Below are 12,511 nucleotides of genomic sequence, written 5' to 3' on the forward strand. Positions count from 1 at the left end.
AGTCTGTAAAATTAATATTTAAAAGCTTAAAGTTAGTTGTTTTTAGTCATCGTACTCTCCAGCTATAATATTATTAATATACTTTTCAGGATTACTGATAAATTCTTCCCATGTACATACTTTTGCAAATATTTCATGCTCAGAGTCTATATAGCAGACAGCTTTTTCTGCTGGAGACCAGACTATGAATATTTCATAATTTTCTACTTCTTCTACTAGAGAAAGAAGTTTTTTTCTTTTCCATTTCATTTCCTGTAAATCCATAAATTTATAGAAACGTATATATTTTGGATAATATTCTTTTTCAGAAAATTTAATTTCTTTAGGGTCTTTTTTCAGATATTCCAACATATCAGCAGGAAGTTTGTAGCCTTTAAGCAGTCTTAATTTTTCTTGTTCATCATGCCATTCAGAAGGTTCCAGTGATTTCAAATATTCCATTAATTCAATATTTTTATTTTTAGAAGCAAGAGAGTATGGACGGTCACCATATTTATCAGTAATAGTGATATCACTTCCCTGCTTTATCAGATATTCAGCAATTTCTGCATGGTCGCTTCTAACAGCTTCTATAACAGGAGTAGAGGCATATGGAAATACCATATCAGGTTCATGATAATTTAAATCAGCTCCCATTTCTACCCACATTTTAGTTTCTTTCATATTACCATCAGAAGCAGCTGATCTTAAAGCACGCCCTCCATATTTCCTTACAGTTATTCCAAGCTTTTCAAACACTGGTATATTTTCAAATTTTTTTCCATAAGATATTCTGATAAAAATATCAGGATACTTCTTTTCTGGAAGGAGGTCAAGAGCTCCATGAGTCAGCAGAAGAGATACGATTTTCTCATTACAATGCTGAGCAGCTTGTTCTATGATAGTAAAATTTCCTATATCCAGAGAAACGCTATTTTCCAGCAGCCATCTCAGAGGAGCAGTATTATTTGTAATCACAGCTATTTCTAAAGGAGTAACATTAGAATATTTTCCAAGGCTTATTTTTTCATTTATATTCCAGCCTCTTTCATACAATTCCTGCATTTTTTTTAGATTTTTTTCATAGATTGCAGCAGCAGTTTCTGGAATAGTTTCAAAGCTTCCAAGATTTCCTATATTGTACATCTTTCCTCCTGCTTATTAATATATGCTTATTACAATATTCATATTTTTTTTGCAGCATTTTTTATAGAAATCAAGCATACCTTCAAAGCAGAAAGTAAGTTCATCATAAATATCTGCTTCATCTTCTTTTTTCCAGATATTAGGGTATATTTGTGACTGTTTGAAATCATCCATAGAGTATTTTTTTATCATATCTTTTATTTTAATATTTTCCAAAGCATTAACTATAGCAGGAAGTTCATCAGCTTTAATATATGCTAAAAAAACCTCATTTTCATCTTCAGTATCAAAGACAGCTGTTCCAACTACTGCTTCACTTAATTTACTGTCTTTTATTACTCTTGCAGCAGACTTTCCAGTTAAAAGGAAATGAAGTCCATCCCACATTTTATCAATATCACAGATATCACATTTTTCATCCTCTGATAACTCCTCTATTTCATCAATGATTTTCTCATTGTCCATTTCTAACATTTTATTAAGTATTTTGTTGTCTACTGCCATATATTGTGCAAGCATTCCCATTTTGTTCCTCCTGTTTTTTTATAAGTTTTTATTTAATTCTTAAAAATGAAAATATTTTTATTCTAGTACAATTCTACCATATAGATAAATATTTAGCCATTATTCTATGAGAGAATTAATAAAAAGATTTAATTATATAATGTCAAAGAGAGATTACAGTAGGGAAAAGCACAGAAATTAAGCAATTCTTTTTCATATTTTTATTATATTTTTTCTGCTTTTATGTTAATATGTATTCAGATACTTAAAAACTGTATAACTAAAGGGGGATATATAATGGAACTTAATTTAGATTTTTTATTAGAAGATATTGTAAAAAATAGAAGAGCATTACATCAGATGCCAGAAACTGCTTTAGAAGAGTTTAAGACAAAAGAGTATCTGAAGAATTATCTGATCTCTATTGGGCTTGAGCCAAAGGATATAGTAGAAACAGGACTATATGTATACATTGAAGGAAAGGATAAAGATAACTGCATAGCTTTCCGTAGTGATATAGATGCTTTAAATATTGAAGAGGAAACTGGAATAGATTTTGTATCTAAAAATAGCGGAAAAATGCATGCTTGCGGACATGATGGACATATGTCTACTCTTTTAGCTTTTGCAAAATATCTTACAACTATACAGCCACTTGAAAAAAGTGTATTGTTGATATTCCAACCTGCTGAAGAAGCACCTGGAAGAGCAAAAGATATAGTAGAAACAGGAATTTTCAAAAAATACAATGTAAAAGCTATCTATGGAATGCACCTGTTCCCAGAGCTTCCAGAAGGAGTAGTTGCTTGTAAAGAGGGACCATTCTTTGCACAGGCTACTGTAATAAGTGTAGGAATAACAGGAAAAAGCGGACATGGAGCTATGCCTCATAAAGCTGTAGACCCGCTTATTGCCTTTACTAAAGTAATAGATGCTTATCAGACAATAATTTCAAGAAACTTTTCTCCATTTGATCCAGGAGTTATCACAATAGGTAAATTCTCTGGAGGAAGTGCTCAGAATATAATACCTGAAAAAGTTGAGTTCTGGGGAACAGCAAGAACATTTGCACAGTCTGATTCTGAATTTATAATAAAGAGAATGAAAGAGATACACAGAGGGATAGAGCTTACTTACAATGTAAAAATAGATGAAGATCTAGTGATTCTTTATCCACCAGTAATAAATGACAAAGAGCTTTATAAAAAATTTACTGAAACTATGAAAGATATGAACTATAGAGAGCAGGACGCTTTGACAATATCAGAGGACTTTGCTTACTATCAGCAGGAAGTACCAGGAATATTTTTCCTATTGGGAACTAGAAATGAGGAGAAGGGATATGTTCACCCACTTCATAACTGTCATTTCAATTTTGATGAAAAAGTATTGTTAAAAGGTGTGGAAGCTTTTGCTAAAATATTAGAAAGTCACAATAAATAAAAAAGTGATGAAAATAGAAAGATAATAAAAAATATTTGTAGTTTGAAAGTATAATAAAAAAAGATGTGCTGCTGCCAGAAAAGGCAAAGGCACATCTTTTGTATTTTAGATGGATAAAATATAAGGTATAGGTAAAATATGAAGTATAGGTATAAAAATTATTTGATTTTATTCACATTTCCATAGATTTCAAAGTTGTATTTTATTTGAAGTAATCTTTTAAATAATTCTTTAAAAAATCCTTATTTGTAAAAGTTTTAGTAAATATTTTTTATCTCATGGGCATACGCAATATAGTAATGTCTTCCATTTGCACTTGTCTCTAATTTTGAGATTTCAATTAATGCTTTTGATTTTTGAGCATAGGCCTCTTTGATCTCCTCTTCTCCATCTATTAATAAGTCGCAAAGTTCCAGACACCATTGATATTCTTTTCTTTTAAAAGCTTCGTTAATTTCTTTTAAAATATTTTCAGAGCCACCCATCATTTTAATAGTTTTATGAGCATGTTCTTTAGGAGAAAGGGGATGGAGTTTTGTAGGATTTCCATCAAACCATCCTAAATAAGCTGTATAAATTGATCTGACAGTCCAGTCAATACTTCCATAATGCTCTTTCAAATAAGGAAGAGAGGCATACTCTTCTGGAAGTTTGAGTTCTGAAGCTAGGGCATCTATGCTTTTTCCTTTATTCATCCCTTCAAGAGTTTTTTGCAGGACATAATTGATAGCTCCATGGAAATTTGTTAATACCTTTTTCACTTCATCTTTACCAGAGATTACACGAGTATGTCCAGATAGAAGATGTTCTGCTTGATAAGATAAAATTATCTTGATGCTGTCAAGCCATACTGCTATGTCACGATACTGTCCACCACGTATAGCATAGAGATTAGGCCAGCATCCATAATAGTTGTCACCACAGCAAAGGACTTTTTCATCTGGAAGCCAGATCATGATTTGATCTTCTGCTTCTCCAGGAAGTCTTACCATTTCTATTTTAATTTCATCTATTTCTCTGACAACTTTACTTTCATTATATAATGTAGTAGGGTTCACAAAAGCTCTTCTTTCTCCATAGGGGATTCCCTCTCTGACTCCGATTCCCTGAGAAATATTTTCTTCATCATTGAGTGAGTATCCAAATTGACGATTTCCACGTAAATTTTGAATATCCTGTAAAATTTCTGTCCCTTGTAAAAGTTGAGCAGCTGGAGAAAAGGCAATTATTTCAGGAGAAGTATTCATAAATGCTCCTGCTCCTCCTCTGTGGTCAGGATGACTGTGGGTGTAGATAATTGTTTTTACTGGCTTTCCAGTTTTTTCTTCTATTATATTTAATAACTTTTCTCCTCTTTCAAAAGTATCAAGAGTATCAATTAGAATAACACTTGTATTTCCTTCAATAAATATTGCATTACTGTGCCCATAGCCTAATACATGCCAGACTTTTGAAGTAACCTGTGTAATAGTTTTTTTATATGAATCTAAAGTGAATTTTTTTAAATCTAGTTCGCCATTTTCTTTCAACATTTTTTCCCTCCCTTGGTAATATCTTTTATTATATTTTAAACTGTAAAAATATATAAATCAAGTCCATGTAAATATATGAGATAAAATTATTTGAGAATACGAAAAAAGGGATAGTTTAAAATTATTTTAGAATGTGAAAGAAGGGATAAGTTAAAATTGTTTGAAAATAAAAAATGATAGTTTAAAATATTATGAAATTGAAAAGTATATAAAAGGGAGAATTAGAAAATATATGTAAATAAAAATTAAGAATTATAAAAAATTAAACAGCCTCAGCTCTATAAAATATAGGACTTTAGCTGTTTAAAATTTAAAAACTTTCTATTAGATTTTAGGAGAAGAGGGCTGAATAAATTCTTTGTATTTATTTAGACGTTCTCTATATGCTTCAGTTTTTTTAGTTTCTATAAGTGCTCCTTCATTGTTTTTAATATCATTCATATGGATAAATTTACCTGGCATAGTATTGTGGGCATGTTCTAATTGCTCTTGAGGAAATTCAAATTTCACTTTCCCATCTTTTATTTTTACTTCACCAACTATTCCACATAGGCAGCAAACAGCTTTAGTAGAATCATCATTAAGGTAGAAATTTCTGCAGTGGCAGTGAGGACACATTCCCTCATCTCCAAGATATTGAGCATTTTCTATATCAGCGGCAGCTTTAGCCAAGTTAATTCCTATCTGATGTATTTTAGCTACTTTTTCATCTTCCATAATCACATTTTTTGACCATGAAAAGACTTCGTTATTTATAGTTTTCCACATAGGTATTAAAGAAAGCATTTCAAAATCACATTGTATTCTTGTAGTCCAGTCAGAGCCTCCAAGTCCAATATATGAGATAACTTTTTCTTTAAAAACTCTCTGGTCAGGAGCTCTACCATTAGTTTGCTTCGCTATCTCAGTTGCTGCCAGATTATTTCCTCTATCCATTCTAGGTCCAAAACGATCTGTCAGTGAACGGAAAATTGCAGCAGCTCCTTTTTCAAAAATAGGAACAGAAAATATAATTCCATTTGCCTCCATCATTTTATCTCTCAGCCATTCAAAATCATCTTTTAATACACATTGCCCTCCTTTTCCACTCATGAGGCTTTTAACACAGGCTATACATCCAGTACAATATTTGATATCAAGATCAAGAAGTCTGATAAATTCAATCTCAGCTCCCATTTCTTTAGCACCCATCAATGCTTCTTTGCACATAGAGTCGTTATTTCCATTTCTAGTTCCTGCTGATATTCCTAATATTTTCATTTGTTCCTCCTTAAATTACTGTATAAAATTACTATATATTTCTACTTTTTTAAACTATGCATCTCTAATTTTTTAACTAGAAAAGCAAGGTATCCCTATTGTTATAAGTTATGAGAAGTTTACTTAATTTGTAAAATGATATTCAGTTCCATCTCTCAAAAAATCTCTTTCTGCATGCTCTTCTAAAAATATACTCACAATATCTTTATATGGCTTCAAATAAGGGAACTGTTGATTTTTTTCAGCCCATTTTGGTTTTTCAATATCTGGGGGATTATCTACCCAGTTTTTCTTCCAAGTATTTGAATCTCTATACCAAAATTCTACTACCCTTACAAAGGGAGAAGTTTTAGGGGAAAGAGCCTTATATGAAAAGCATCTCAGAAGATCATCCTGCTTGATTATAGAAGGGATAAAAGAATTGATAAACCATTCTTCTCCATCTTTTTCTGAAACATTATCAGGATATTTGATAGCTGCTACAAATCTAAAAAATGGTCCATCAGCACTTGTGAGCCCATATCCTTTGAAGTCATTGTCTATTCTTCTGTTTACAAAAATAAAGGCAGCAGGGTGAGCATTTTTATTTTCCTGATCTCCCCAGTCAGCTCTCTTCTCAGAATTTACAGGATTTCCTATCATTTCATTGTATCCTTCTACCCATACTTCACTCATAGCTGTTCCTTGATTTAATTCATCTTCCATAGAAAAAGGATCTTCTCTCCAGTAGTGTTCAGTCATTCTCCAATTATATGCACCATAGAGATCAGCTCCCTCAGGTAAAGGAAGAGCTCTATAGGTAGAGTACCCAGCTAAGATAGGTCCATTAATGTTTACTGTGTCAGAGGCATGGTCTTTAAATAGCCATCTGTTAGCTTTAGGCAGATCATTGAGGTCAGTTAGATTGAGAATAAGATAGCTTCTTTTTAATTGCTGTTCACCTACTGGAGTTTTTCCCATAGCTGAAATTGTAAAAATAAACAGAAATATCAGAAGCATAAATTTTAAAGATTTGATTTGTTTCATTATAAATCCTCCCATTTAATTTATGTGTTTAACCACATATTTGAATAAAAAATTTAGAATATCTCTACTCCAAATTTTTTATTATTTTATCTAATACTTTTGAAAATATAATTTTTTCCTCATCTGTAACATTAGCAAAAACTTTGTATAAGTTTTCTTTTACAGTGGGAACGACATTGTTTTGTATTTTTTTTCCCTCTTCAGTGAGATATATGAGGTTGATTCTTTTATCATCTGCATCAGGGATTTTTTTTACAATATTTTTTTTGATAAGATTTTCTATAAGCCTCGATACACAAGTGTGATCTTTTCCAACTAATTTTGATATCTGATTTTGAGTAAGTCCATCTTCATGGAGAAGAAAATTAATAACTCCCCATTGTTCAGGAGTGATAGGAAATTTATCTTCTTTTAATTTTTTGCTGAAATTACCAGTAGTAAGACGAGAGGCAAGTTCCAGTTTAAATCCCAGTGATTTTTGTAAATTATAGTCTTCCATATATCCTCCTTTTAAAAAATATGTGTTTAACCACATAAAATTAATATAACATCTTTTTAAAATTTATGCAACAAGTTTTTTGTAAAAAAAAGATGGATGAGTTTTTATCATCCATCTTAATATTTAATTTATTTGTAATTTTTAAATATTTTAAATTTAATTACAACTTGTATAGCTCTGAATTTACTTATAACTTTTAGATATTTTCAAATTTAATTATAGCTCTAAATATCTCAAATTTATTTTGTAATTCCTAAGTAATATGCTATGTTAGCATTTTTATCTTTTCTTCCTCTGATTTTTGAAACAGGACAACTCATGATAGCAGTAACTCCTGGTCCATGTCCAGCTTTTATGCAGTCACTGTGAACAACTACCCCAATAGTAACTGATCCTTTTAAGTAATCTCTTCCAAAGCAGTTATTGCAGTCTTGAAGAAGAACGATATCTCCAAATCTTAATTCGTTGATACCATATTTTTCATTTGCTTCCTTGTCTCCAGTCATGATATCATAGTCTCCAGAAAAAGCAGTAGCACTTCCTACTCCTGATCCCATTAAGTAAGGAGGGATTTCAGTAGCTACAGGAACTTCCAGACATCCATCTTCTGTTATTTTTATTTCCATTTTTTCTAAAAGAGCAGGATCGATATTCATGCAAACAATATCATCAAATCCCTCTATTTTTAGTCCTTGTCCAAAAGCTTTTACAAGTATTTTATCATCAATATTTAATTTTTCTAAAGTTTCTTCATCAAAATATACAAGAGTATGTTCAATTCCACCATGTCCACCAGTTACAAAACCAGTAGCTCCCTTAGCATCTCCTGTCATTATTTTTGCTGTATTTCCGATACACCCAAAAACCATAAGAGCATTGTTTTCATTTACATTATCATTTTTTACACTTACTCCCGGCTCAACGTGATCTCCTACCCATGTCATGCAAGAATCTCCAACTTTTACATTGTAAGAGATACCTCCAGTAGCAGGTAATATCATAGGTTCTCCATCTCTTGAAATTCTGTAAGGAGAAGCTATAGTAGGGCTGTGTACTTTTCCTCCCACTGACTGCATAACTAAAAATTCTTTGTTTGTTTTAATCATTTCTTTCCTCCTGAATATTTTAATGATTACTGACTATTGATATTTTAATACATTTTTCGATTTTAGTAAAGAAAAACAGGATAATTTGAACTCATTTTTCAAATTATCCTGTCTTCACAAATCTATATTATAAAACATCTTGGGGAAAGATTTTATATTATTAATATACCAATATATTGTGACAGTTGTGTTACAGTTAGGTTGAAAAAATTGACAAAAAAGTTTTTCTGGACTACTATTCTAATAAGGAAATTAAATGTATGAGGAGGAGAAAATGGAAAATACAAAACTTATAGTGATAATTCAATGTGAGATAGCTAAAAGGAGATGCAGCGGTTTTTATTGTATGGATTCTTTTTATAAGAGAGACAGGGCATTCAGTATTTATTCTAAAGAGCAGAATATCCAGTATATGATGTTTGAATGTGGAGGATGTTGTGGGAAGGAGACATCGAGTCTTTTAGGGCATCTATCCAGAAAATTAAAAGAAGATGATCTTATAAAAAAAGATGAAGTAGTTATCCATTTAGCTTCTTGTATGGTCACAGATAATCATCATTATGACAGATGTCCTCATATAGATTATATAAAAAATATTATAGAAAAACATGGATATAAGAATGTAGTTGAAGGAACTTTACTGGCAAAAGTTTCTGAGAAAAAACGTGAGCTTGGAACATACAAAAAATATTAATAAGTTAGTTTAAAAAATATTTTTTAAAAAAACATATAAACGAATAAATTTTTCTTTTATGATTGTAAAAAGGTGGAATTTTTGATATAATAATAAAATATTTTAGGATAGTTTTAAGTGATTAAAAAATTTATATAAATAAAAAAAATTCAGGAGGTAAAGAAATGAAATGTATTATTACTGTCTTAGGAACAGACAAAGTTGGTATCATAGCTAAAGTGTGTACTTACTTATCAGATGCCAATGTAAACATCCTTGACATTTCACAAACAATAGTTGACGGTTATTTTAATATGATGATGATAGTTGATATCACTACTCCGTCAAAGCCTATGGAAGTTATAGGGGAAGAGCTTAGACAAATAGGAAAAGTTCTAGGAGTTATAATATCAATGCAGCATGAAGATATCTTCAACTGTATGCACCGTATTTAATCAACCAGATGAAATTTAGAGGAGGAATGTCATGATTTCCAGAGTAGAGATACAGGAAACAAATAGAATGATAGCGGAAGCTAATCTTGATGTCCGTACTATCACTATGGGTATCAGTCTAATAGACTGTGCTGATCCAGATGTAAATAAATTTAATGAAAATATATATAAGAAAATTACTTCATATGCAAAAGATCTGGTAAAAGTTGGAGACGAAATTGCTAAACAATTTGGAGTACCAGTAGTTAACAAAAGAATATCAGTTACACCTATTGCGATTGCAGCAGCAGGATGTAAAACTGATTCATATGTAAGTATTGCTAAAACTCTTGACAGAGCTGCACAAGAGTGTGGAGTAAACTTTATAGGAGGATTCTCTGCTCTTGTACAAAAAGGTTGTACACCTTCAGACAGAATTCTAATAGATTCTATTCCTGAAGCTTTGGCTGTTACTGAGAGAGTGTGTTCATCTGTAAATATTGGAACTTCAAGAAATGGTTTAAATATGAATGCTGTTAAAAAAATGGGAGAAGTTATACTGGAAACTGCTGAACTTACAAAAGACAGAGACAGTATAGGATGTGCTAAGCTTGTTGTTTTCTGTAATGCAGTGGAAGATAATCCGTTTATGGCAGGGGCATTCCACGGTGTGGGAGAAGCTGACTGCGTTATCAATGTAGGAGTAAGCGGACCTGGAGTTGTAAAAAGAGCATTGATGGAAGTAAGAGATGCTGACTTTGAAACACTTTGTGAAGTAGTAAAGAAAACTGCGTTTAAAATAACAAGAGTTGGACAGATTGTTGCTCAGGAAGCTTCAAGAAGATTGAATGTTCCTTTTGGAATAATAGACCTTTCATTAGCTCCTACACCAGCTGTTGGAGACAGTATTGCAGAGATATTCCAAGAGATGGGACTTGAGCATGCAGGAGCTCCTGGAACTACAGCAGCACTTGCTATATTAAATGATAATGTAAAAAAAGGTGGAGTAATGGCTTCTTCATATGTTGGAGGACTAAGCGGAGCTTTCATTCCTGTAAGTGAAGACCATGCAATGATCGAAGCTGCAAAAGTTGGAGCTTTAACTCTTGAGAAATTAGAAGCTATGACTTGTGTATGTTCTGTTGGATTAGATATGGTAGCTATTCCTGGAAGTACTACAGCTGCAACTATTTCTGGTATCATAGCTGATGAGGCTGCTATTGGTATGATAAACAATAAAACTACAGCTGCTAGACTTATTCCTGTAATAGGTAAAGAAGTTGGAGATATGGTAGAATTTGGAGGACTTTTAGGTTATGCACCTATAATGGCTGTAAATAAATTCAGCTGTGAGAACTTTATCAAAAGAGGAGGAAGAATTCCTGCTCCTATCCATAGCTTTAAAAACTAACTGAATTTTAATAAGAAAAGGGAGTGGGTGACCATTCTCTTTTTTTATTCCAAATATCTAATTTCTTTATGAATAAATACTTTTATTTGGAAAAAAAGTAGTGTAAAATAGAAAGGATACGATAATTATTTCAAGGGGAGAGCAGATGAAAAAATTTGAAAATGACCTTTCAAAAGGAAATGTTGTGAAGCAGTTGATAAAATTTTCTATACCATTTCTCATATCTAATTTGATACAGACACTGTACAGTGTTGCTGATATGGTAATAGTAGGAAGATATGCAGCTACTACAAGTATGTCAGGAGTTGCTAACGGTTCACAGGTACAATTTATGATAACTAATATGGTAATGGGATTTACTGTAGGAGGAACAGTTCTTGTAGCTCAATACTTAGGTATAGGAAATAGAAAAGCTATGAAAGAAACTATAAGTACTCTATTTACAACTTTATTAGTTGTGGCAGTTATAATAACTACTTTGATGATATTTACTATGGATCCTTTATTAAGATTGATTCAGACTCCAGCAGAAGCTTTTTCTGAAACAAGAGCTTACTTCTTTGTAACTACATTAGGGACAATATTTATATTTGGATATAATGCTCTCAGTGCTGTTATGAGAGGAATGGGAGATAGTAAAAATCCACTATATTTTGTTGCCATTGCCTGTGTAATAAATATTGGACTGGACTTATTGCTTGTAGCTAAATATGGAATGGGAGCAGGGGGAGCAGCAATAGCCACTGTTATTTCTCAGGCTGTGAGTATGATATTGTGTGTTATTTATTTGAAGAAAAATGGCTTTATATTTGATTTTAAACCAAGCTCTTTTAAATTCTATAAAGATAGATTTGATCTTTTACTAAAAATAGGAATACCTACATCAGCTCAAAATGCTATTGTAAGTGTGTCGTTTCTATTTCTAACAGCTTTAGCTAATACTTTTGGAGTATCTGCTTCTGCTGCTGTTGGAGCAGTAAGTAAGTTGAATAGTTTTGCAATTCTTCCCACTGTTGCTGTAAGTGCTTCGGTTTCAGCTATGAGTGCACAGAATATTGGAGCGAGACAGATAAGAAGAGCTGTACAGACTTTAAAAACAGGAATAGTTTTTTCTTTAGGAATTTCATTTGTAATATTTTTAGTTATGAGAATTTTTCCAGAAGAGTGTTTGAGTATGTTTGGAGAAGATAAAGAAATGATAGAGCGTGGAGTAGAATATCTCAGTGCAATAAGTTATGACTATATTCTAGTACCATTTGTATTCTGTATGAATGGGTTATTTATAGGAGCAGGGCATACAAAGTTTTCTTTTATAAATAGTGCTTCAGCTTCATTATTTATAAGGATACCAGCATGTTACTTCCTGGGAATATTTTTAGATAAAGGGCTGTATGGACTGGGGTTAGGTGCTCCACTGGCTTCTATGTTTGGAGTATTGATGGGAGCAATATTCTTCTTTTCTAAAAAATGGATGAGAGCCGTAATTGTAAAAGAGTAG

Annotated in this window: 12 protein-coding genes; 5 read left to right on the forward strand and 7 right to left on the reverse strand. The window is 31.9% G+C overall.

The annotated features are described in order from the left end of the window. Positions 1–42: 42 nt before the first annotated feature. Positions 43–1,125, reverse strand: a complete 1,083-nt coding sequence (locus C4N20_RS10735; protein ID WP_005976201.1) for an ankyrin repeat domain-containing protein — start codon at positions 1,123–1,125, stop codon at positions 43–45. Positions 1,126–1,140: 15 nt separating this feature from the next. Beyond that, complete coding sequence (locus C4N20_RS10740; protein ID WP_005976203.1) at positions 1,141–1,650, reverse strand: YfbM family protein; 510 nt, start codon at positions 1,648–1,650, stop codon at positions 1,141–1,143. Between the two features lie 276 nt (positions 1,651–1,926). Between C4N20_RS10740 and C4N20_RS10745 the strand changes: the two genes are divergently transcribed. Further along, positions 1,927–3,072, forward strand: coding sequence for a M20 metallopeptidase family protein (locus C4N20_RS10745; protein ID WP_005976205.1), 1,146 nt, complete (start codon positions 1,927–1,929; stop codon positions 3,070–3,072). A gap of 257 nt (positions 3,073–3,329) precedes the next feature. On the opposite strand, the gene C4N20_RS10750 is transcribed toward C4N20_RS10745, so the two are convergent. From C4N20_RS10750 to C4N20_RS10770, 5 genes are all read right to left on the reverse strand, one after another. Then, positions 3,330–4,604, reverse strand: a complete 1,275-nt coding sequence (locus C4N20_RS10750; RefSeq protein ID WP_005976207.1) for an alkyl/aryl-sulfatase — start codon at positions 4,602–4,604, stop codon at positions 3,330–3,332. A gap of 324 nt (positions 4,605–4,928) precedes the next feature. After that, positions 4,929–5,864 (reverse strand): flavodoxin family protein, encoded by a 936-nt coding sequence (locus C4N20_RS10755; protein ID WP_005976209.1) that lies wholly within the window; start codon positions 5,862–5,864, stop codon positions 4,929–4,931. 123 nt (positions 5,865–5,987) lie between these two features. Next, entirely contained in the window at positions 5,988–6,890 is a 903-nt protein-coding gene (locus tag C4N20_RS10760) for a hypothetical protein (protein ID WP_005976211.1), read from the reverse strand. 64 nt (positions 6,891–6,954) lie between these two features. Further along, positions 6,955–7,389, reverse strand: coding sequence for a MarR family winged helix-turn-helix transcriptional regulator (locus tag C4N20_RS10765; RefSeq protein ID WP_005976213.1), 435 nt, complete (start codon positions 7,387–7,389; stop codon positions 6,955–6,957). Between the two features lie 239 nt (positions 7,390–7,628). After that, on the reverse strand, positions 7,629–8,495 hold the full coding sequence (locus C4N20_RS10770) for a DUF4438 domain-containing protein (protein ID WP_005976216.1): 867 nt from the start codon (positions 8,493–8,495) through the stop codon (positions 7,629–7,631). A gap of 274 nt (positions 8,496–8,769) precedes the next feature. Between C4N20_RS10770 and C4N20_RS10775 the strand changes: the two genes are divergently transcribed. The 4 genes from C4N20_RS10775 (at position 8,770) to C4N20_RS10790 (ending at position 12,511) form a co-directional block, all read left to right on the forward strand. Beyond that, on the forward strand, positions 8,770–9,189 hold the full coding sequence (locus C4N20_RS10775) for a CGGC domain-containing protein (protein WP_005976218.1): 420 nt from the start codon (positions 8,770–8,772) through the stop codon (positions 9,187–9,189). A gap of 164 nt (positions 9,190–9,353) precedes the next feature. Next, the gene (locus tag C4N20_RS10780; protein WP_005976220.1) at positions 9,354–9,623 is read left to right on the forward strand and encodes an ACT domain-containing protein; all 270 of its coding nucleotides are present in this window, start codon (positions 9,354–9,356) and stop codon (positions 9,621–9,623) included. 31 nt (positions 9,624–9,654) lie between these two features. Next, entirely contained in the window at positions 9,655–11,013 is a 1,359-nt protein-coding gene (locus tag C4N20_RS10785) for a PFL family protein (protein ID WP_005976222.1), read from the forward strand. Positions 11,014–11,158: 145 nt separating this feature from the next. After that, the gene (locus tag C4N20_RS10790) at positions 11,159–12,511 is read left to right on the forward strand and encodes an MATE family efflux transporter (protein WP_005976224.1); all 1,353 of its coding nucleotides are present in this window, start codon (positions 11,159–11,161) and stop codon (positions 12,509–12,511) included.

The sequence above is a fragment of the Fusobacterium ulcerans genome, from assembly GCF_003019675.1.
GTDB lineage: Bacteria > Fusobacteriota > Fusobacteriia > Fusobacteriales > Fusobacteriaceae > Fusobacterium_A > Fusobacterium_A ulcerans.